Genomic DNA, 20,566 nt, shown 5'->3' with positions numbered 1-20,566 from the left:
AAAGATGGGTCATGCTTGGTGTGTTTTTGTTTTTGGGGGAAATGAAGCGAAGCAATTTTGCCTGTTGAATTTTCGTCTTTTTTTAACAGTTAAATATTGATTGGAATTCACCTGTCAATAATCTTCCAAAGATCAACAGTCTAATAAGTACGGTATTTTAACAGGTGAAAGAAAATATATATTGTACCAGGTACAATTCTGCTCCGATGTACCAGGTACAAAACCACCCCATCCCGCCCAACTTCACCAAACCTTAACGCTCCTGTAACAATCCACACCAATACTCCTATACTTTTCCAATTAAATAACAAACTCAATACATTTTTTTGACAAATAATAGCTCCCTTCGACATATTTATGGTAAAATAATTAATTAGGTGAAAGTTTTGACTTAACGTTTTTACGTAATGACATTAAGATGAAACCATAGATGAAATATGATGATGAATTTGTAAAAGAAGAAGGGAGAAACACAAGATGTTCGCGAAAGATATTGGGATTGATCTTGGTACGGCTAATGTTTTAATTCATGTTAAAGGAAAAGGGATTGTCCTGAATGAGCCTTCGGTTGTGGCTTTGGACAAAAATACAGGCAAGGTATTAGCGGTAGGAGAGGAAGCTCGTCGAATGGTTGGGCGTACTCCTGGAAACATTGTGGCGACTCGTCCGTTAAAAGACGGGGTCATCGCTGACTTTGATGTAACAGAAGCAATGCTGAAGCATTTTATCAATAAATTGAATGTAAAAGGGTTTCTTTCTAAACCAAGAATCTTGATTTGCTGCCCAACGAACATCACAAGTGTTGAGCAAAAGGCGATCAGGGAAGCGGCTGAAAAGAGCGGTGGTAAGAAGATTTATTTAGAAGAAGAGCCTAAGGTCGCTGCGATCGGAGCAGGGATGGATATTTTCAATCCAACAGGAAACATGGTCGTGGACATCGGTGGAGGAACAACGGATGTTGCGGTTCTTTCCATGGGTGACATCGTGACGAGTCAGTCCATCAAGATGGCCGGTGATAAATTTGACCATGAAATCCTGAACTATATTAAAAAAGAGTACAAGCTTCTGATCGGGGAGCGTACAGCGGAAGATATCAAGGTGAACATCGGGACGGTATTCTCAGAAACATTAGATGAAGATCGAAAAGAAATGAGCATCCGTGGCCGTGACATGGTTTCTGGTCTGCCACGCACGATTACGGTGACATCAACGGAAATCGAAGGGGCCCTTCGTGAATCAGTGGCAGTGATCGTACAAGCTGCCAAGAATGTTCTTGAAAAGACTCCACCGGAATTATCAGCGGACATCATTGACCGCGGTGTTATTTTAACAGGAGGGGGAGCACTTCTTCACGGAATGGATACCCTTCTTGCAGAAGAACTGAAAGTACCGGTTCTCATTGCAGAAAACCCGATGGATTGCGTAGCGATTGGGACAGGGTTAATGCTTGAGAATATCGATAAAATTTCCAGAAGAAGCATTATATAATTTTTTTATAAAAATATTGCACCAGTCATCCGATATAAAAACGGCAAAGTTATGAGGTGAAAAATATGTTTCGCGGATTTTATACAGTGGCATCAGGAATGCTTTCGCAGCAGCGCAAGACTGAAATGTTAACGAATAATATGTCGAATGCGAATACACCGGGTTTTAAAGCAGATCAGGCATCGATGCGGGCGTTTCCGGAAATGCTCATGGAGCGGATGGATTCCACGTCGATTCCGACAGAGAACAAATTATCCCTTCCATTCAATCAAAAAGTGGGAGCCCTCAATACGGGCGTGTATATGCAGGAAACAATCCCTTCCTTTTTACAGGGTGATCTTCAGGAGACTGGAAGAAGCCTGGACATTGCGCTACTGGATGTATCGATGCCGGCCAATGAAGAAGCGGGATCGGTGTTTCTGGCGGTTGAAGGTGCGGATGGAAATCCCCGCTATACACGAAATGGGAACCTGACTGTGAATGGAAACGGATTTCTCACGACGAACAGTGGTTTTTATATTCTGGATGAAAATGGCGAGCGTATTCAATTGGACAGTGACCGGTTCACTGTTGGGGAAAAAGGTCAGATTCTTGTCGATGAAAATATTGTGGCTACTTTGGGTGTCGGCTATTCAGAAGATCCGAACCGACTTGTGAAACAGGGAGACGGGCTTTTTGCAACGGAAGGAAATGTGCCTCTTCCTGATGCCTATGAAGAAGCCGATGTTTCTTTTACCACCAAGCAGGGATTCCTTGAAAGGTCCAATGTCGATGCATCCCGTACGATGACGGAGATGTTATCTGCGTACAGAGCCTTTGAAGCGAATCAGAAGGTCCTCCAGGCGTATGATCGAAGTATGGAAAAAGCAGCCAACGAAATCGGTCGTGTCAACTGATAGTTAAAGATTGTAAATGAATTTCGTCACTATATACCTTATAATAGGGGGGAACACGTCATGAATCGAACGATGATTACAGCAACCAACACATTAGGTCAATTGCAGAAACAGATGGACATGATTGGTCATAATCTGTCGAACGCAGATACAAATGGATACAAGCGCCGGGAAGCGACATTCTCAGAGTTACTTGTGCAGCAGGTGAACAATCAGCGGGTGGAAGAGTTTGAAACAGGCAGACTTACCCCTCTTGGAGTACGGGAGGGCAGTGGCGCGAAGCTTTCACAATCTCAACTGATCCTGAACCAGGGTTCCTTGAAATCAACGGGTCGCTCGCTGGATTTTGCTTTAACCAGTGGGGGTCAGTTCTTTAAAGTCCTTGCTCAAGATGACAATTCAAGTGCCGTGCGCTATACGAGAGACGGAGCATTCTTTGTCAGTCCAACCGGGAATGGGGAAGCGACGCTCGTGAACGGAAGCGGATTACCGGTCCTGGATGAGAACGATAATTATATTACATTTTCAGAAGATGCGTCTTCTTTCCAGTTAGGGGATAATGGGATCCTTACGGTTACGGGTGCAGGCGGCGTAGAAGAGAAATTCAACCTGGGGATTGTCACGGTTGAAAAGTCTCAATTTCTACAGCAGTTTGGCGGTAATCTGTTAGGGTTTGCAGAGAACCTGGACGAACTCGGGGTTACGGAAGATGAAGTCGTAACGAATGTCGTTGGAGGAGCACGCTCTGATATTTCAATGGTTCAGAATTCATTGGAGGCCTCGAACGTTGATATCAGCAAAGAAATGACGGACATGCTGAATGTCCAACGATCATATCAATTTCAAGCCCGCTCGATCTCCCTTGCAGATCAAATGATGGGCCTTGTAAATGGGATACGCTAAAAGGAGTTAAATGCTATGAGTGAAAAAGAGCTACTACAAGAAGAAAAAACGACAAGAGAATCAGTAAAAGCAGAAAAGAAAGCCAAGCATAAGGACGAATCCAAACCTGCGCGCTGGGTACGTGTCCGCATGCTGCCAATATGGCTCAGAATCCTTCTGTTCATCCTCCTTCTTGCAGGAAGTCTCGTACTGGGTGCCATCATCGGCTTCGCAGGCATCGGAGACGGCAAAGCAGCCGACGTCTTCAAAGCAGAAACCTGGCAGCATATCATTGACATCGTGATGAAAAAATAACTTCTTTTTACTTTTTGAGGGACGGACCTCGATATATTTAGCTTTTGGCAATGAATCCTGATATAGTAGGGTTTCGTTGCGGATGGAGCTTTGTATTCGAGGTCCGTCCCTCTTTTCGTAACAGAAAAATTTCCAGCCGGTTATCATCAAATATAACTAAAATCAAAGCAGGATTGCTCTCTTAGTAAAGGGACGATCCTTTTTTAATGGAATCTAGAGAGGGACGGACCTCGAGTTTGTTCTCTTTTGGATAACAAACCTTGATATACAAGGATTTGCAAAGCAAAGGGAGTTGTTTTCGAGGTCCGTCCCTCTCCTGTTGCTATTACCCGCCCAATTTCTGTACAATAAGGTGTACATACATATTGGTAGGAGGAATTTTGAATGCTTGATATTAATGGAATTAAAGAGATCATTCCCCATCGTTATCCGTTTTTGTTGGTGGATAGAATCCTTGAGGTGGAAGAAGGTAAGAAAGCGGTTGGGATTAAGAATGTGACGGCGAATGAGGAATTCTTCAATGGGCATTTCCCTGATTACCCTGTAATGCCTGGTGTATTAATTGTTGAAGCACTGGCTCAGGTCGGAGCCGTGGCGATGTTGAAAGTGGAGGATAACCGCGGACGATTGGCTTTCTTCACTGGTATTGATAAATGCCGTTTCAAGCGTCAAGTAAAGCCGGGGGACCAGCTGAAACTTGAAGTCGAAATGATCCGTTTTAAAGGGCCGATCGGTAAAGGAAAAGGCGTGGCGACGGTTGATGGAGAAGTCGCTTGTGAATTAGAAATGATGTTCGCTTTAGGAGACAAACAATAAAAATTGAGCAAACTGGGTTTGTTGTGATTCGTTCACTTCAAGCCCATTTTTTGGTTATACCTCTTCACATGCTCAAAATCAATTTCGCCTAAAAAATTTCACTCAATATGCAAGTAAATTCATTTTCAGGGAATGCTAACGAAAGACCAAAGTATCGGTCTTACATTAACTAACATACACGTTAGAAAGGAGTAATACATCATGAGCAAAAAATTATTATCCATTCTTGGTGGATCAGCACTTGCTGCCATGCTTCTTGTAGGATGTAACGCAAATCAGGAGCCACCTCCGGAAGATGAGGCACCAACAGAAGAAGAAGTGCCGGAAGATGATGGCATGAACGAAGATAACGGGGACATGGGTGAAGAAAACCTCCCTGAGACAGAGGACAAAAACGAGCAAGGCGACAAAGATGCAGCGAAGGATAATAACACACCTGAAGAAGACGCTGTAGAAGATGATAAGGATATGCAGGATCAGGATAAGAAGGACGAGTAGTCATTTCAACGTACAGAGGCAGCTTAGTGTTGTCTCTGTTTTAATTTTTGAATCATACTCCCACAAAAAAAGAGAAGATGTAATTCCTAATGGGTTTCTTTAAGGAGATTAGAAGACAAAATGATTGATCTTCACACCAAAGGTTAACTTTTTAGTGAATTCTTATAGCCTCAATAATATATCGTTCGGATGAAGCACCAATAAAGGTAAAAGGATAGCAAGTAGAAAGAGTCAGAATTTCCTTGGGACGGGTTGCCCGAATAACCGACGTGTCACTTTCATCTACAATATAAGTTTTAAAAATTTCATAGGAGAAGGTTCCCATGGGCATAACTATGGAAAGTATATCTCCGTGCTCGAGTTCACCAATATTTCTGAATACCGTATCCCTATGCCCGGCCAAAAATATTTGATCCTTCTGTTCCGGTAGTGACGTTGATGAATAATGACCTACCCCTTTCTTTAGTTCCTCCCCATCGGTTCCTTCAATGATTGCTACATCCCTTTCCAGTCTTGGAATATGTAAAACCCCAATGACATCCCCTTTTTCAAAGTGGTAATCAATTGAAGTTTGAGAGGATGTGATTGGTTCTGAACTCTTATGTACTGAAGAATTTTCCATAATACTTGCTTTTGCTTTCTCCAGAGCTTCATTTTCCGCTGCATCGTTACTTTTCATCTGAAGGAATGAATATATGACAAAAGAGAGCCCGCTAGATAAAATAAGTATCCCCAACATTAGAAAAACCTTTCTACTCATGATGTTTCCTCCTTTTATACTGAAAAAAAGAAAGAAATTCGTGGAATTCCTCTTTCGTTAAGCCCTGGTGAATGGCCTTCTCTAGTGGTTCAACCCATTCCTCATCTAAAAAAATTTTACTCTTATCAGATGAAAGAATATTTTCTAAAGAAGTATCTAAAGTAAGAGCGATTTTTTTGAGAACCTTAATGGAAGGATTCTTTTGAATTCCTCTTTCAATAGAACTTATATATGATTTAGAAACATTTGAATGATGAGCAAGCTCGTTTATCGTTAACCCTTTTAGTTCACGAAGATCTTTAATCTTATCACCTACCATATCGATAACTCCTTCACAATTCATTTAATTCATTATATAGAACAATTTTTATTTTATAAAGTACGAAATAAAGTGAATTCTAAAGGAATAAAGAGGAAAGTATCGATAACTACATTTTTTGAGGGGTATTTCAATATTTTTGAAGATTTTCATTTTACAAGTGAAATCTTATAATGAGTTAAGGTGTTCTTTAAAAAGAACAAATTTGTGGGTTCTGGGAGATGAAAAAAATGAATCAAAAAAGAATCGTCGTAATGTTATTAATCTTATTTTTTATCTCTGGAATAATGAATCATAAAACGTATGCAAATGAAGTAGATATCATATTAATACCTAACGAAAATTTCTTATTTAATATTTCGAACATGAAGCCGGGTGATTGGGCAGAGAGGGAATTGAAGATTAAAAATGGCGGGGAGAAAAATTTTAACTACTCCATTCGCGTCGATAATAAACAATCTGACAGGAAACTATTTAACGAATTGGAATTGAAGGTGTTTGAAGGAGATAAATCCAATTTAATCTATGATAATCAATTAAAGAATTTCAATGGGTTTAAGCCAAAGCAATTAAAAAAAGGTGCGACTGACAGTTTATTTTTCCGGGTTGAAATGCCATATGAATTAGGGAATGAATTTCAGCAAACATCAGCATATTTTGAAATCGTGATTGTAGCATCTGAAACTACAACGACTACGCCTCCAGAGGATTCTAATGATCCGGTAAAGCAACCAGACAGTAATGATAAGCCCACCCCGATAAACACGGGAACAAATGAAACCCAATCTTCGCCAATATCATCACAAGGCCCAAAACTACCTAACACTGCAACCAACCTTTACCTGCTATTAACGGTAGGTTTTATATTAACTACAACAGGATTAGCACTAATATATGTAAATAGACGTTTATCTAAGAATAAAGAAACATAACCTGAATGAAGAGGTGACCCCATGTACAAAAAAATATGTAGACGATGTACAAGACCATCTTATAGTAGCACTGAAACGGGAGAATGGGTTTGTCCTACCTGTAAATTTGACTTATCCGATCAGCCATTCTATGATTCTAGTAATTACCAAAATATTAATGATAAAGTCCTTCCTCTTAAAAGGAAGTTAGAGGCATATAAAAATAGCATGAATTCGTAGTTTTTCGACAAAGATCAACATGCTTTTACACGATTTATTAATCGCAACATAGTTATATTTTTGTAAATGTCAGATTATAGTCGAATGTGTAGGAAAAAAGTGTAAATTAAATTAACAGAATTGACAAAAAACAACAAATACCCTGAAAGTTTATTAGTATAATCGAATTAGTTCGAAGGGAAGAGTCAGATAAAGGCAAACTTATTGAAAAATAAGGACGCAAAGTCACAGATCTAAGGTGGGAAAGTAGGCATATCTTCATAAATATCATGAATATAATGAAAAGAAAATATTGATGAAGAAGGTGTGTTTATTTGATAACTATGATGGCTGGATTGCCTGGAATACATACATGTATTTTGGGAGGGTATTTATATTGACAAATCGTGAACTTGATCTTGAATGGATGGAACTAATTAAACAAGCCTTAGACGCCGGAATTTCTAAATCAGAAATCAGAGAATTTCTTCAAAACCATCCCCAGGAAGTGAAATCAGAGTATAAAGTGATTTAATTAAATAAAGTCTTGCGAATCCCTCGCAAGACTTTATTTATTGCCTAATTTCCACTTATTAAACTCAATGAACTCACGGAACTGCTCTTTTGTAATACCGGAATCCATAGCTTCTTCTGCAATCTTAAGCCACTCATGATCGATATTTTGATCATCTGGTAGATCGTGTAAAAGAGCATCCATCGGAATCCCTAAAGCAGCTGAAACTTTCTCAAGGAATTGAATAGAAGGGTTTTGTTGAAGGTTACGCTCTATTGAACTCAAATAAGACTTTGCAACACCGGCTTTATCAGCAAGCTCTGTCATGGACATGCGTTTTTCTTGTCTGTATTTCTTTACTCTTTCTCCAATCACAAGAGAACACCTACCTAAGAACTTCAATTAAGAAGTCACAATATTAAATACAATTATATCATAATGACTCATACGGATATTACATAATTTCGCACAATTAGACGCTCGGTTTTGCCGTTGCTGGAATCCTTGGCTTCGATACCATTTTCTCACGGAATTCCCGGATGAGTTCTTCCCCCGAATATCCTTTTTGCACTAAGTCATCAAGGAGTAATTCTGCATATTCATTCCGCTGTTTCTTCAATTTACCCTCAAACATAATACTGATATGCTCATCCATCTCTTTAATACAACGGATTGTAGTCATGAAAGCAGCAGGATCATTGGCTTTATGGGAAATCACGACCTGGATTTCCAAATCTTCCTTGCTTTGCTGAGCCTCTTGAAAGAACTCGATATATTCATTGGACAAATATGTTTCGACAAGCCACGTACTCTGTCCATCCTCTTTATTAATAATCAGACCGTCCACTATCTCAAAGTCATGCAGTTCATCGTTCTCCACTACTTGCAGTGAAATAACTTTAAAGGTTTTCATGAACGAACATCTCCCATTTAAAGGTTTTATAAAATTATATCATAGTAGGAATTGTTTCCCTAACAAATTCCCCGATGAAAAAAAAGGACGAAAGATGCAATTTTGTGATTTTGAACCTGATTTTGAGAGAAAAGTTGAAAATCTCCCTAGGCGAATTTCCGAAATTCAAGCCATTTTTGCCTCGAATTTCGGAAATTCACGATTTTACAGGATGAGACAGAAGATTGTAAGATGAAAGCAGCTTAAGAGAAAGGAGGAAAGAATTCATTGATCAACCAAGTGACCCTCGTTGGAAGGCTTACCAAGGATCCTGAAACAAGAAAAACATTGGAAGGGAAATCGATACTTAACGCTACGATAGCTGTGAATCGTAACTACAAGAATCAAAAAGGCCAAATTGATACAGACTTTGTGCTCTGCACCGTATGGAACCGGGCTGCAGACAATATGGAGAAATACTGCCGGAAGGGATCTGTCGTTGGAGTGACCGGTCGCATTCAAACCCGCTATTATGATAATGATCAGGGAAAACGGACGTATGTAACCGAAGTCGTCGCTGAAAATGTCCGGTTCATGGACAGCAGAAGGGAAACTGCGGCGGATGGCCCCGAGCCAAGCAAGAAAGAGCCAATCGAATTACCATTTTAATATTTTTTAAAGGGAGATGGAGTTGTGGCCACACTGCAAGATCTTGAACAAAAAATTGACAGAATGGAAAAATTAACAGAAGACCTCATCAAAAAAGTAGCAAGAGCGAACGTGGAAAATTTCTATTTATCTCAACGGGTGACAGCCCTAGAGCAAGGATACGAATACCCCAATCCAGTCTTGAAGACCTCGTCATAAGTAATAAAACCTCACCCAGAATTCTTTCCATACGAACAATCCAACCAATCTTATAAGCAGCTGTCTCAAAATCCAATGGTCATCGCAACACGCCTCAAACATACCTCATTAGAAATAAACAAGTGTAGCAGTGAATCAAGTAAGCAGTCGTTCCCCTTATTGTCTTCATATAGAGTCGGTTTCCTTTTGGGAGGCCGGCGTTTTTTTTGATTTTCAAGAGTACGATTGGAATAGCCCCAACAGGAATAAAGAAGCCTCCTACCATCATGAGGTAAGAGGCAAATATAACGATTAAAATCAATACAACTATTCCAACACCAACAACGACTCCAATTCCTGATCTGACAATTCCGTAACCCATTGATCACTGCGGATGATTTCGTCATTCAATGCCTGCTTTTTCGTCAGCATGGCATCTATTTTTTCCTCCAGTGTACCTGAAGAGACAAGCTTATGAACATGGACGAATCGCTGTTGTCCGATCCGATAAGCCCGGTCGGTCGCCTGATTTTCTACCGCAGGGTTCCACCAGCGATCGTAGTGGACGACGTGGTTGGCTGCGGTCAGGTTCAATCCGGTTCCGCCTGCTTTCAGTGACAATAGGAATACTGGGAAATCACCATTCTGGAATTTTTCCACGAGCTCATCGCGTTTTCCTTTTGCCATGCTACCGTTCAGGAATGGGACATCGACGTTGAATTCTTCTTTCATCACTTCCTGGATCATTTCACCCATTGAAATATATTGAGTGAATATCAGGCATGCTTCGCCAGACTCGAGAGCGGTTTCCACGATGTCCTTCAGCTTCTGCATTTTCTCAGAGCGGGAGAGGATCGATTTTGGATCCGGTTCTTTTAAATAAAGAGCAGGGTGGTTACATAGCTGCTTCAGTTGATTGAGCATTTGCAGGATTAATCCTTTTCGCTCAAATCCACTCAGTGTTTCAATTTTAGCTAGAGTATCTTTCACCAGCTGCTCATATAATGCCGCCTGCTCAGTGGTCAGGTGACAATACTCTTTCTGCTCCAGCTTTTCAGGCAGATTCAATTCCACTTCTGGATCTTTCTTCGTTCGACGCAATAGGAACGGCTTGATTTTTGCCTGAAGCTCTTTGACCTTTTCTTCGGATTCATCCTTTTCAATCGGCGCAATATAGTTTTTCTGATACTGCGTGAATCCACCAAGGTACCCGTGGTTAAGGAAATCAAAGATCGACCATAGTTCGGACAACCGATTCTCCATCGGGGTCCCGGTCAGCGCAATATGATGCTTCCCGCTGAGTTTACGGATCGCACGTGATTGTTTCGTATTGGCATTCTTGATATTTTGCGCCTCATCAAGGGAAATCGAAGTCCAGACGACTTCAGATAATTCTTCAAAGTCGATGTGGGACAAGCCGTAAGAGGTGAGGACCACATCTACGCCTTTGATCTCCTTGGCAAATTGTTCGCCTTTCGTCCGGGTCGGTCCATAATGAAGGTGAACCAACAAGTCCGGAGCAAATTTCTCCAACTCACGCTGCCAGTTTCCGAGAACGGAGGTAGGGGCAACGATCAGGGAAGGTGTTTTCGGTTTCTCGGTTTCTTTTACATGCTGCAGGTACGTAATCAGCTGTACCGTTTTTCCAAGTCCCATATCATCAGCAAGACAAGCGCCAAAGCCGAATTTTCGTAAAAAGAGCATCCAGCTCATCCCCAGCTGCTGATAAGGACGGAGCTCGCCGATAAACGCGTCAGGTGTTTCCGTTAATGGAATCGAGGACACATTTGTCAGCTGATGGATCATCTTTTTCATCGATCGATTGAGTTCAAGCTGGATCTTGGCATATTTATAAGGATCATGCTCGTCGTCATCAGGCTCAATATCCGATTCATCGGAATCGCGGGGAACAAGTTCCTGCTCCAGCATATCCTGGATCGAGATCCCTTCCTGCTTCGCTTTCGTCATCATTTGCTGAATACGGCGAATCATGGCAGGATCAAGCTTCATCCACTGACCGCGGATCTTTACCAAGCGGCGCTGATTATCGACGAGCTGATTAAAGTCATCCTCTGACAGATTGACGCCGTTCATGGATAGTCTCCAGTCGAAATCAAGCATGGCATTCAAGCCTACGAATGAAGGGCGATAGCTTGTGTCCGTGTTTTTAAGCTTGGCTTTGACCAGCACCTGGGCATCCTTCATCGCTTCCCACCAGGACGGGAGGAGGATTTCAATATCCAAGTCGATGAGCTTCTCACTTAATACGGATAGGAAATCCCAGGCATCGTGCTCACCAAGGGCTGTACGGAGGGAACCGTCCACATCGCGCAGGATCGGCATCATCTTCATCCACCGTTCCTGTTCTTCAGATACATCAGGCAGATGCTTTTTCCAGGAAGGGGGGACTGTATCTTCAGCCAGTGAAATGACGCGATTCGTTTTCTTACGGTCTCTGAGGATCGTCTCAAGCTCCCACGACTCATCCTCATCAAGCGGCTCAGAGATCCTCAGACCGATCGAAAACGGAAGTTCCTCATCCTCACCGGCAATCCACTCACTCCAACGCTTTTCATCGAAGTACGCATCCAGCTCTTCAGACGTAAGCGTACTTTCCTTCAGCTTCTGAATTCTCTTCATCGCACTCGAGCCACCCGAAGCCATCACCTCATTCAACGCACCCTGAAACCAATTTTCCGTTAATGATTTGAGGGACGGACCTCCATCAGGAAGCTCTTCTTCCCAAAACTCGTCGTTGAAATTAGACCATACTTCTTCAGGGATATGGAACTGCAACCCTTTTTCCTGCCATTCCTCGAAACGGGGCAGCCAGCGACCGGCTTCCATCGCTTCGTAGATCACAGGGGCAATCGCAATACATGCCTGCCCGGTTTCGTCCCAATCCCATTGGATCATGCTGCTGAAATGCTCACCGGCTAATAATGTAAGCAGTTGCCACTGAGTCACCGCAATCCCGATTGTGGAATCCTCAAGGAGGGTCCCGTAGTAACTCTCTTCATGCCAAAGAAACAACTGACTCTTCCATTCTTTTGGAGGCAGAAGTTTGCCTTCGTCGTTTTCCGCAGTGATGAAGAAACGGTCTTCATATTCAGTTGTATTGACGTTGATTTTTACGGAAGACAGTTTAAGCATCGATTAACTTACCCTTTCTGCACTCTTCTTGGAACGCACGTAATCGCTTGTATTTATCTAAAATGTAGGGGAGATACACATCCCATTTGTCTGTTTTCTTCGTCTTTTTATAAATCGTCCGGATCTTTTTCATGTAACGAACCGCAAGCTTATAGCTGTCCCGATTCTTCTGATCGATCGCATCCATCACCCCGGCGTAATAGATCGGAAGGGCAAGCTCAGGTGCTTCCTTCGTCACGTCCCGGAGGCCCATGCCTTCCATTTCCTGAATACTGTAGCTCATGTACTTTTGCAGCTCAACCCATTCACGATAGGCCTTCGCGCTGATCAGATACTCATTGTACGAGAAGAAGCTGTACGGAAGCATGGATAGAAGAAGTTCATTCACAAGGGAGCTGTCCTTTTCCATCAGCCAATCCATAGGCAGGATCCGCACAAACCATCGTACGAATCGGGTAGCTTCATAATAATCGAGGGTCTCAAGGTGATCCGGCATTCTCGATAAAATATTGCGGACCAGGAAGAAGCCGACTTCGTAACGCTTCCCTACGAAAAATTTGCGCAGCCAGAATTCACTGAACGCGACGAGCTCCGTACCGAGTTCATCCACCACTTCACTTGCCTTGTTCAGGTCTTCAAGGAGTAAATATTGATGGAGGATGGCGACGTTGTAAAAAGTAGAATCCTGCGCGCTGCTTTCTTCTAAACGCGCAACCTCTTCACGTCGCCACGACTTGTGTTTGAACAAGTAATACCATAGGAAGCGGTATACTTCGGCTTTCATCATCGTACTATTTTCGGTGGAATCACTCATCTCGATCGTCTGCTTTTTCAAAAAGGCGATGTACGGATCGAAGCTGAACGGCATGGCGTGAACCGACAGTTTCTCAACCGCGTCTTCCATTTCCCCTAACAGAAAATCATACATGCTGTACTGCTCTCGGCTCAGCTCTACATTCCTCTTTTGTAAATAAAGATCGATGTGAATCGACAAAAAGAAGGTAGCAAAGAGCTGGTATAGAGGCTTCCATTCCCGTTCGAATGGAGCTTCCTTCATGAATCGTTTTGTTATATTTTGAACGAGGACATCCATCAAATAGGGCTGTCTTTCAAGTAACTCCAAGTCTTCCTGCTTGAGGATAGAGTTAAAGAATTGCCACCATTCATCCGGCGTGTTTCCCCGTGTTTTCCGTTCATTTAATAGATCGCTTGCTTTCTTTAGAGCACCGGTACTGCTGTGCTTTTTCAATAAATCGTCCAAAGACTGTGATTCCTGAGTAGCAGGCTGGGACTGATTCCGCCAATTCTGGATCCACTCACTGACCCGTCCAACTTTGTTATATAGCATAAAAAAGGTTGCCATTTGATGCCGGCACCAACTACCTTGAGGACACGAGCACTTACTTAAAAGGGGAAACGAAAAATTCAGCTCGAGGGTGACAGGCGTCACATCCTGCACCTCGGCCGTCACTTCTTCATCACGGACCTTTACGTTCGAAACCAGATTTTGACGGAACAAAAGAAGGCCCTTCGAAACGACATTCTTGCTCTCGTCCTGATTCGGGTCCAATTCACCCTGTATCGACTGACTCATGGGAAGTAACTTATCCTTCAACTCCTGAATACGAATCGACATCAACCAACCTCTCCAATCTATAAAATCGCATTCTTTTATTATAACGCAAAAGGAGGGGGAAAAGGAACATGGTGCGGGGGAAGTGGTGGAAGAGTGTGAGGTGAGGGTGGGGGAGTTTGTCGAATTGTGTAGTGGGCGGTGTGGTTCGTTGGGAGGCAGAGTGGGATTGGAGCGTTTGGGACTTGAGAGGGGGAGTTGATAATATATTGGACGAAGTCGATAATATAACGTGAAAGTCGATAATAAAATAGGCAAAGTCGATAATATATGGTACCAACTCGATAATAAAACCCTTAAAGTCGATAATAAAATTTGAAACTGAGTAAAAAATGTTGTCTGGCTCCGGTCGTTGGGATGGTTTTGAAAATAAAATGTGCGATTTTGAAAATAAATCCTGAAAGTTGAAAATAAAATGCTCAAAGTTGAAAATAAAACCCGAAAGTTGAAAATAAAACCTCAAAACTTGAAAATAAACAGTCCAGATCCCATTCAAAACCTACCCAATCCCCGACTTACTCCTCCACATGTACATAAAAAGTCTCCCCATCATACACATTCACACTCTTCAACCTCACTTTCCCCCCATTTTCCCAATAAAAATCCTTATTTTCAGGAAAACGAAGCTCAACGCCCCCGCGCTTCACCACCATTTCAGGATTTTTCGAGGTCCGTCCCTCGATCTTCACCTGAAAACCTCTCTCACGATAATATTCCGAACCATCTACATACCAGGAGGCAAGTTCGCCGGAAGTTAATGAAAATCCCAGGTGCTTAGAAATCACTCTCGGTATATCGGTGTTTTCGATAAGACCCACAGGCTTCTCTGGGCCATATGCATATAAAAAGACATCCTCACCTGTGTGTCCATGTGTGGTAAAGCCCAGATTGGCCCGCTTCGCCAACAGCTTCACCATTTCATCCTCTAAATCCTCTGCTTTTTTTGAAGCATCCTCCATCGCACAGAATTCTTTTTTACTCAAAGTCCCTAACCCATAGCTTGAAAGGACCTCTTTTAAATTTGAACGATCCTCCTTAAGTTGAGAAACGGCACCTTTAACCGTGAGCTCAGCTTTTCGCAAAGGCTCCACAAACTTCTCAACAGGCTGATTTTTATAATCCCCGTTTGTACCCTGATTCCCAAGTGTAAGCCCGCTATTCCCGTGATCGGTCACGGCAACCACCATCGTATTACCGTCCTCGCGAGCGAATGCCAAGGCCTCTCCAACGGCGTCATCAAAGCTCAATACCTCACTGATCATTCCTACTGGATCATTTTTATGAGCGGCCCAATCCACTTTACTGCCTTCGACCATCAAGAAGAATCCCTTATCACTTTGAGAAAGGCGCTGGATGGCCGCACGAGTCATCTCTGCAAGTGAAGGTTCATCAGGCTTTAACGACTTCCTGTCCATTTCATAGGCAATGTCCTCTTCAGCAAACTGACCCCATAATTTAGAAGAGCCTTTTCTTTTTAGAAGTCCGTCCCTCGTCCGAACCAAATCATAACCCTCTGAGCCGATGACCTCGACGAGATTTTCTCCGTCCTCGCGACTGACTTCTTTCGTTTTAAGCATGCCGTCATCGTTTTTCACGTGGTCTTTTGATTTCGGTTTCAGCCAGGCGGCACCTCCACCTAAGATAACATCCAGACCCTGGTACACCTGTTGTTCGCCGATATCTCCAAATTCTTCACGGTTCAAGACATGGGAAGTGAATGCAGCCGGGGTGGCATGCTGGACAGGGGAGGTAGCTACGATACCAGTCTTGTAACCGGCCAACTTTGCACCTTCAAGGACGGTCAAAACGGGACGTCCATCCGGGTTCATTCCTATGTAATCAGGTTTTGTCTTCATACCGGTGGCCATGGCCGACCCGGCTGCGGCGGAATCGGTAATCGCGGACTGAGCTGAATACGTCCGGGCGCCGCCTACCAGAATCTTATCCAATTGAAGGTCCGTCCCTCGATACCATCGTGCCAATGTGACGATGTCGGAGTTGGTGCCGTCCATGATCATGAGGATGACGTTTTTTTTGGGTGGGGTTGGGGCTGCGAATAGGCAGGTGGATGGGAAGGAGAAGGCCAGGAGGGAGAGGAGAATGGTTAGGATGATGAGACGTTTTAGTGTATTCATGGTGAGCGCTCCTTTTCTGAAGTGGTTAACCGATAGTATTTGTTGGTTGAGAAGGAGTATGTATAGAAAATGAAGTGCCTTCATTAACACATGTAGTCGAAAAAAAGTCGCATCTAAACCTATCTGGCTTTAGATGCGACTAATCCCATTATTTTCGTTCTAATATTCCAATTAGCAGGTTTTCTAAAACCGTCGGACGATCTACTTTCTTCAACTCACGCAATTTGATTTTATTCCAATCAATGCCCGTTACGAAAGGAGTACCGTTCTCTAAAGCAGGAATGTCCCCTGGATAGACAATGTAGTATTCCCCAGCCTTCACGCCTGACTTGATTTGTTGCTGTCCATTTACCTGGAGTCCTGTTTCAACTTTCCGCTTTTCAACGGTTCCTTTATCAGTGAGAATCCAGATAAACTTAGAAGAGCCTTCTTTTTCAATGGCAGTCACGGGCAAGACAAATGCACCTTTTACTTCTTCCGTAATGATCGATAGGAAAACATGGTGACCGGGTAGAAGCTTATTTTCAGTGTCCTGAATCTTCACTTCCACAGGATACATGCTATCCATTTGCAAGTGCGGATCGTTTTTTGGAAGGGTGGCAACACTGGTCACGATTCCTTTTTGAGTCTTTTTTTCGCTATCCGATTGGACATTCGCGCTCATATTTTCCTCTACCGTCATAATTTCTTTTTCCGTTAGATCAGTCGTTACAATCGTCGCCTGGGAGGCAATCGTAATCAATGGATTATCTATCGCATGAGAAAGATTTTTGATGGTCCCGTCCACACTGCTTTGCACCGTTAACGTTGTTTCATACGATTCGATATCAGAAATTTGGCGCTCAAGATTATCGATTTGATTTTCCAAACGGTCAATTTCTAATTCTTTAGCGGCGATTTCTTTTTTTATATTGTACTCCGACTGAAGCGCACTGGCGTCAATCGGAATTTCTTTATCTTCAGTTGAAGTCGAAGGAAGGGACGATTCAAGACTTTCCAAATCATCGATATTGTCTTCAATACTCTCAATTTCATCTTCCAATTGCTCTACTTCTGATTCCAGAACACTTTTTTGCTGTGTTTGATCGGTTACTTCATATTCATAGAGTGGAGTCCCGGATGTCACTTGATCTCCCTCTTTAACCAGGAATTTCTTGAAGGAGCCAAATTCGTCGTTGAAATAAATGTAGCTTTCCTCTTCAGATACAACGACCCCCGGTTTCGGGAGTTCTTTAACCAAATCGTCTTTACCGCTGATCTCCCAGTTGGCTACCCGGACTTCGCGGTCGACCTTGCTGTTCGCTTTTTCAATTAGATATGTATTTGCACCAACAAACAAAAGAGAGAGTGTTAAAGTACTATAAAAAATGGTTCTTCTTTTCATCATGTTCACAGCCTTTAGAAAGTTAAATTAAGGTTGATATGTTTAAGAAAGCGAGTAGTGCGTTAAGAGACCACAAGAATAAATTAGTTAAAAGAATGACTAACCAGATGATCCAGTTTTTTTGGTTGGTTAATTGTTTGATACCTTTGTATTGAATGTAGAAAACCCAAACTTTAAAAAGGGAGAAACTTCCCATTAAATAGATGACATACGACTTTGATGTTATATATTGGGTAATTACCCCTAAAGAGAGTGGTGAAGAGTACCATTCGAGTGAAAAGAATAGGGATAATGGTATATAGGTGAGTTTTTCAAGTAATAAAATGATTAAGACCAGACCTTGAGTGATAACCAGTTTACGGTATTCACCTTCATTGGATATTGTCCAGAAGATTAATGATGAAAAAAAGAGAATGATAGCTGCATAAAGCATTCCAGCTAACAGCCTGCCTAAGAAAAATAAAAATTTCTCCAACTCGAATACAGTTGGGGATAGCTTCGTCATTTCTTTAGACAAAGGGTCCATTCCGATCCCGAAAGACGAGATCAATCCAAATATAACAATGGATAATAGGAAGAGAAATGAGACTCGTTTCTTAAAACCTTTTAATGCCTCCATCTCATTGAGTTGATAAAAGAAGATTGATGGTTGTTTCAAACCACTGAAAAGTCTGACTTCTCTATGCATAAAATGTTGTCCTCCAACTTGAATAGATTCCACCTCTCATTCTATCGAAAATCATCGAACTTTTCCATAAATTGTAGAACGAATTAAGAAATAAAATAAAAAAGCGTCGAATGGACGCTTTTTGTCAGCTTATGCTTGATAGGTTAGGTAGGTAGTCCCTGCTATTAGTAGAATCGTAATAATAACGAAACTTACATATGTAACTACTTTCTGCGTTTTCTTCTTTCTCATTGCCTCTTCCGGTGTTAAAAATGCCATTATAAAAATCCCCCTTTTCCCGACTTGAAGCTGCTAGACAATAACGAACGTTAATTTTTCCCCATACCAACATTTTATCGGAAATATATGCTAATAATTAATAGGTCTTTAAGCCTATTTAAATTGATGGATGTCGAAAAATATTTGTAGAATTTTGTATATATATGGTAATATAACTAGTAATTGATGTTTGAACTTTCGTATAATAGTGTAATAAAGTGATAGAAACTGTTTTATATTGTAGGAGGTTGTCTTTTTTGAAAGGAAACGTAAGCAAGGAACAATATGTTCTCTCTGTTATCCAGAAAGCGTATGACAAGGGTCAGCAAGGTGACATGGATACAGATAAAATGATCGATTGGTTAAAACAAGAATTACAGACTGGATATGCATTAAAACAAAAAGCGCTGTAGAGTCCTTGATGGGAATCTCAGCGCTTTTGGTTTATATATGGAAGTATTTGTTTCTATAATCTGAATGACAATAATTCTTTCCGCTTATGATTTAAAGATTGAACGGTGTTATCCAGCTCCTTTATTTGAAGGGAGAGTGTTTTGTTCCTGATTCGAATCATTCTTGAAACCTCATCCGGGTTGGGACCTCCCTGGATATTTCTTATTTTAATAAAATATTCCGGGGAGATGATTTTCTTCCATTCTTCATCGGACAATGAAATATTGGTATATTCTTGAATCATTTTATTGATCTCTTCAATGTTCCAGTCGTAAAGTTCTTTTTGATGCTGAATCGTTTTTTTGGAAATGAAACTGGCGATGGAATGTGCTTTCCGAAATGGAATTTGGTAATCCCTTGAAAGGGTATCAGCGAGCTCGGTAATCGTAATGCTGGATTTTTTAGACATTTCTTTTGCATGATCCTTGTTTACTTTTAAAGTGGCGATGACCGCATACATAAGCTTTAAGACACGGTTTGCGTTGTTGAAAGCACGATAGAGGTGTGGCTGCAGGTCATCCTCTGTATCAACGATGTCACCGAACGGAGTGTTATGCACCATGTTCATTGCGGCAAGGGCATCCCCATAGGCACTGCTTGCAATGGAGCGGGAATGTTCGATGGACACCGGGTTTCTTTTTTGAGGCATGATACTGCTGACTTGCACATATGGATCTGCCACAAGAAACGTCCCGAACTCCCTCGTGACATGTTGAAGGAAGTCCTGGATCCACCTGCCTGTATTGACCATACAAGTCATAAGGGCTGTAGCAGTTTCTAATAAATAATCAGCTCCTCCAATCGAATCGTATGAGTTTTCAATGATTTGATCAAAACCCAACAATTCACGTGTGCGTTCACGGCAGATGGGAAATCCGGTAGTCGTGAGGGCAGCCGCTCCCAATGGAGACTGGTTCACGGTTATATAGGCCGCTTGCAGGCGTTTAATATCTCTTTGTAACACATCGTATATGGCTAAGAAATAATGCCCCAGTGTGGTAGGCTGTGCCGGCTGGGTATGTGTGTATCCCGTCATATACGTTTCTGTGTGCTGTTCTGCTTGAGACAGCAGCACTTCACTTAATTGATTGGACGTTCTTAGAAGGTGCAGGAGGTGCTCCCTTAATACTAGGCGGTACATGGCCACACCCATATCATTCCGGCTTCTTCCGATGTGGATCTTCCCTGCCAGTTCCTCGCCGATTTCCTCGCCGATTTTGGCTTCCATCATAAAGAACAGGTCTTCAAATTGGGGCTGATAGCAGACTCCTGCGACCTCTGTTTCTGCGACACGATTAATTCCCTCCAGCATCTTTTTCGCCTCGTCCTGTGAAATGATATCCTGCTCGGAAAGCATGATGACATGTGCCCGATGGATATCAAACATGACATGAAACAGATAATCCCTCTGGTCGTTAAATACAGGCATCAACAGCTCTTCCACATACGTTTTACCTGGAAAAGAGCTGCCTTCATTTTTAATGAAATCTTCTAAATTGATCATTC

Annotated in this window: 22 protein-coding genes and 1 riboswitch; of the genes, 11 read left to right on the top strand and 11 right to left on the bottom strand. The window is 42.1% G+C overall.

Going from position 1 to position 20,566, the window contains the following annotated elements; translation table 11 throughout:
- The first annotated feature begins 477 nt into the window (after positions 1-477).
- The 6 genes from ACQKFO_RS15430 to ACQKFO_RS15405 all read left to right on the top strand — a co-directional run bounded on the left by ACQKFO_RS15430 (position 478) and on the right by ACQKFO_RS15405 (position 4,895).
- The gene (locus ACQKFO_RS15430; RefSeq protein WP_113969218.1) at positions 478-1,488 is read left to right on the top strand and encodes a rod shape-determining protein; all 1,011 of its coding nucleotides are present in this window, start codon (positions 478-480) and stop codon (positions 1,486-1,488) included.
- Between the two features lie 65 nt (positions 1,489-1,553).
- The gene (locus ACQKFO_RS15425) at positions 1,554-2,384 is read left to right on the top strand and encodes a flagellar hook-basal body protein (RefSeq protein WP_427599837.1); all 831 of its coding nucleotides are present in this window, start codon (positions 1,554-1,556) and stop codon (positions 2,382-2,384) included.
- A gap of 60 nt (positions 2,385-2,444) precedes the next feature.
- A complete protein-coding gene (locus ACQKFO_RS15420; RefSeq protein ID WP_427599836.1) occupies positions 2,445-3,287 on the top strand; it encodes a flagellar hook-basal body protein in 843 nt (280 codons plus the stop codon).
- 15 nt (positions 3,288-3,302) lie between these two features.
- Entirely contained in the window at positions 3,303-3,581 is a 279-nt protein-coding gene (locus ACQKFO_RS15415) for a DNA-directed RNA polymerase subunit beta (protein WP_427599835.1), read from the top strand.
- A gap of 384 nt (positions 3,582-3,965) precedes the next feature.
- Positions 3,966-4,397, top strand: a complete 432-nt coding sequence (fabZ, locus tag ACQKFO_RS15410) for a 3-hydroxyacyl-ACP dehydratase FabZ (protein WP_427599834.1) — start codon at positions 3,966-3,968, stop codon at positions 4,395-4,397.
- 201 nt (positions 4,398-4,598) lie between these two features.
- Complete coding sequence (locus ACQKFO_RS15405; protein ID WP_427599833.1) at positions 4,599-4,895, top strand: hypothetical protein; 297 nt, start codon at positions 4,599-4,601, stop codon at positions 4,893-4,895.
- Between the two features lie 151 nt (positions 4,896-5,046).
- On the opposite strand, the gene ACQKFO_RS15400 is transcribed toward ACQKFO_RS15405, so the two are convergent.
- Both ACQKFO_RS15400 and ACQKFO_RS15395 read right to left on the bottom strand, forming a co-directional pair.
- On the bottom strand, positions 5,047-5,655 hold the full coding sequence (locus tag ACQKFO_RS15400) for a class D sortase (RefSeq protein ID WP_427599832.1): 609 nt from the start codon (positions 5,653-5,655) through the stop codon (positions 5,047-5,049).
- Entirely contained in the window at positions 5,648-5,974 is a 327-nt protein-coding gene (locus ACQKFO_RS15395; protein WP_427599831.1) for a helix-turn-helix domain-containing protein, read from the bottom strand. The genes ACQKFO_RS15400 and ACQKFO_RS15395 overlap by 8 nt, the downstream gene beginning before the upstream one ends.
- A gap of 230 nt (positions 5,975-6,204) precedes the next feature.
- Here ACQKFO_RS15395 and ACQKFO_RS15390 point away from each other — a divergent pair, with 230 nt between their 5' ends.
- Together ACQKFO_RS15390 and ACQKFO_RS15385 are read left to right on the top strand one after the other, a co-directional pair.
- Positions 6,205-6,906, top strand: coding sequence for a hypothetical protein (locus ACQKFO_RS15390; RefSeq protein WP_427599830.1), 702 nt, complete (start codon positions 6,205-6,207; stop codon positions 6,904-6,906).
- A gap of 403 nt (positions 6,907-7,309) precedes the next feature.
- Positions 7,310-7,468: riboswitch (cyclic di-GMP riboswitch) on the top strand.
- 33 nt (positions 7,469-7,501) lie between these two features.
- Positions 7,502-7,639: an anti-repressor SinI family protein gene (locus ACQKFO_RS15385; protein WP_427599829.1), complete on the top strand. Its 138-nt coding sequence runs from the start codon at positions 7,502-7,504 to the stop codon at positions 7,637-7,639.
- 33 nt (positions 7,640-7,672) lie between these two features.
- Here the strand turns inward: ACQKFO_RS15385 and ACQKFO_RS15380 are convergent, their stop codons facing one another.
- Positions 7,673-7,993, bottom strand: coding sequence for a helix-turn-helix domain-containing protein (locus ACQKFO_RS15380; RefSeq protein ID WP_427599828.1), 321 nt, complete (start codon positions 7,991-7,993; stop codon positions 7,673-7,675).
- 97 nt (positions 7,994-8,090) lie between these two features.
- On the bottom strand, positions 8,091-8,531 hold the full coding sequence (locus ACQKFO_RS15375) for a YwpF-like family protein (RefSeq protein WP_427599827.1): 441 nt from the start codon (positions 8,529-8,531) through the stop codon (positions 8,091-8,093).
- Positions 8,532-8,798: 267 nt separating this feature from the next.
- Between ACQKFO_RS15375 and ACQKFO_RS15370 the strand changes: the two genes are divergently transcribed.
- Together ACQKFO_RS15370 and ACQKFO_RS15365 are read left to right on the top strand one after the other, a co-directional pair.
- Positions 8,799-9,179 carry a single-stranded DNA-binding protein gene (locus ACQKFO_RS15370; protein WP_427599826.1) on the top strand — a complete coding sequence of 127 codons (381 nt, stop codon included), beginning with the start codon at positions 8,799-8,801 and terminating at the stop codon, positions 9,177-9,179.
- Between the two features lie 24 nt (positions 9,180-9,203).
- Positions 9,204-9,377 carry a hypothetical protein gene (locus ACQKFO_RS15365; protein ID WP_427599825.1) on the top strand — a complete coding sequence of 58 codons (174 nt, stop codon included), beginning with the start codon at positions 9,204-9,206 and terminating at the stop codon, positions 9,375-9,377.
- A gap of 306 nt (positions 9,378-9,683) precedes the next feature.
- Here the strand turns inward: ACQKFO_RS15365 and ACQKFO_RS15360 are convergent, their stop codons facing one another.
- The 6 genes from ACQKFO_RS15360 to ACQKFO_RS15335 all read right to left on the bottom strand — a co-directional run bounded on the left by ACQKFO_RS15360 (position 9,684) and on the right by ACQKFO_RS15335 (position 18,607).
- A complete protein-coding gene (locus ACQKFO_RS15360; protein WP_427599824.1) occupies positions 9,684-12,509 on the bottom strand; it encodes a DEAD/DEAH box helicase in 2,826 nt (941 codons plus the stop codon).
- Complete coding sequence (locus ACQKFO_RS15355; protein ID WP_427599823.1) at positions 12,502-14,145, bottom strand: SWIM zinc finger family protein; 1,644 nt, start codon at positions 14,143-14,145, stop codon at positions 12,502-12,504. The genes ACQKFO_RS15360 and ACQKFO_RS15355 overlap by 8 nt, the downstream gene beginning before the upstream one ends.
- Before the next feature lie 512 nt (positions 14,146-14,657).
- Entirely contained in the window at positions 14,658-16,277 is a 1,620-nt protein-coding gene (locus ACQKFO_RS15350) for an alkaline phosphatase (protein ID WP_427599822.1), read from the bottom strand.
- A gap of 148 nt (positions 16,278-16,425) precedes the next feature.
- Positions 16,426-17,664: an efflux RND transporter periplasmic adaptor subunit gene (locus ACQKFO_RS15345; RefSeq protein WP_427599820.1), complete on the bottom strand. Its 1,239-nt coding sequence runs from the start codon at positions 17,662-17,664 to the stop codon at positions 16,426-16,428.
- 19 nt (positions 17,665-17,683) lie between these two features.
- On the bottom strand, positions 17,684-18,349 hold the full coding sequence (locus ACQKFO_RS15340) for a hypothetical protein (protein WP_427599818.1): 666 nt from the start codon (positions 18,347-18,349) through the stop codon (positions 17,684-17,686).
- 129 nt (positions 18,350-18,478) lie between these two features.
- Positions 18,479-18,607 (bottom strand): hypothetical protein, encoded by a 129-nt coding sequence (locus ACQKFO_RS15335; protein ID WP_299744173.1) that lies wholly within the window; start codon positions 18,605-18,607, stop codon positions 18,479-18,481.
- Between the two features lie 257 nt (positions 18,608-18,864).
- Between ACQKFO_RS15335 and ACQKFO_RS15330 the strand changes: the two genes are divergently transcribed.
- On the top strand, positions 18,865-19,020 hold the full coding sequence (locus tag ACQKFO_RS15330; RefSeq protein WP_427599816.1) for a hypothetical protein: 156 nt from the start codon (positions 18,865-18,867) through the stop codon (positions 19,018-19,020).
- Positions 19,021-19,073: 53 nt separating this feature from the next.
- On the opposite strand, the gene argH is transcribed toward ACQKFO_RS15330, so the two are convergent.
- Positions 19,074-20,564 (bottom strand): argininosuccinate lyase, encoded by a 1,491-nt coding sequence (argH, locus tag ACQKFO_RS15325; protein WP_427599814.1) that lies wholly within the window; start codon positions 20,562-20,564, stop codon positions 19,074-19,076.
- Between the last annotated feature and the right edge of the window lie 2 nt (positions 20,565-20,566).

The organism is Rossellomorea sp. NPDC071047 (genome assembly GCF_050270195.1).
Taxonomy (GTDB): domain Bacteria; phylum Bacillota; class Bacilli; order Bacillales; family Bacillaceae_B; genus Rossellomorea.
This window is presented reverse-complemented; position numbering and strand designations above follow the sequence as displayed.

Bases quoted from the DNA above. Each gene is read 5' to 3' on its own strand.
- ACQKFO_RS15430 (WP_113969218.1), top strand. From the start codon at position 478: ATGTTCGCGAAAGATATTGGGATTGATCTTGGTACGGCTAATGTTTTA.
- ACQKFO_RS15425 (WP_427599837.1), top strand. From the start codon at position 1,554: ATGTTTCGCGGATTTTATACAGTGGCATCAGGAATGCTTTCGCAGCAG.
- ACQKFO_RS15420 (WP_427599836.1), top strand. From the start codon at position 2,445: ATGAATCGAACGATGATTACAGCAACCAACACATTAGGTCAATTGCAG.
- ACQKFO_RS15415 (WP_427599835.1), top strand. From the start codon at position 3,303: ATGAGTGAAAAAGAGCTACTACAAGAAGAAAAAACGACAAGAGAATCA.
- fabZ (WP_427599834.1), top strand. From the start codon at position 3,966: ATGCTTGATATTAATGGAATTAAAGAGATCATTCCCCATCGTTATCCG.
- ACQKFO_RS15405 (WP_427599833.1), top strand. From the start codon at position 4,599: ATGAGCAAAAAATTATTATCCATTCTTGGTGGATCAGCACTTGCTGCC.
- ACQKFO_RS15400 (WP_427599832.1), bottom strand. From the start codon at position 5,655: ATGAGTAGAAAGGTTTTTCTAATGTTGGGGATACTTATTTTATCTAGC.
- ACQKFO_RS15395 (WP_427599831.1), bottom strand. From the start codon at position 5,974: ATGGTAGGTGATAAGATTAAAGATCTTCGTGAACTAAAAGGGTTAACG.
- ACQKFO_RS15390 (WP_427599830.1), top strand. From the start codon at position 6,205: ATGAATCAAAAAAGAATCGTCGTAATGTTATTAATCTTATTTTTTATC.
- ACQKFO_RS15375 (WP_427599827.1), bottom strand. From the start codon at position 8,531: ATGAAAACCTTTAAAGTTATTTCACTGCAAGTAGTGGAGAACGATGAA.
- ACQKFO_RS15360 (WP_427599824.1), bottom strand. From the start codon at position 12,509: ATGCTTAAACTGTCTTCCGTAAAAATCAACGTCAATACAACTGAATAT.
- ACQKFO_RS15355 (WP_427599823.1), bottom strand. From the start codon at position 14,145: ATGTCGATTCGTATTCAGGAGTTGAAGGATAAGTTACTTCCCATGAGT.
- ACQKFO_RS15350 (WP_427599822.1), bottom strand. From the start codon at position 16,277: ATGAATACACTAAAACGTCTCATCATCCTAACCATTCTCCTCTCCCTC.
- ACQKFO_RS15345 (WP_427599820.1), bottom strand. From the start codon at position 17,664: ATGATGAAAAGAAGAACCATTTTTTATAGTACTTTAACACTCTCTCTT.
- ACQKFO_RS15340 (WP_427599818.1), bottom strand. From the start codon at position 18,349: ATGCATAGAGAAGTCAGACTTTTCAGTGGTTTGAAACAACCATCAATC.
- ACQKFO_RS15335 (WP_299744173.1), bottom strand. From the start codon at position 18,607: ATGGCATTTTTAACACCGGAAGAGGCAATGAGAAAGAAGAAAACGCAG.
- argH (WP_427599814.1), bottom strand. From the start codon at position 20,564: ATGATCAATTTAGAAGATTTCATTAAAAATGAAGGCAGCTCTTTTCCA.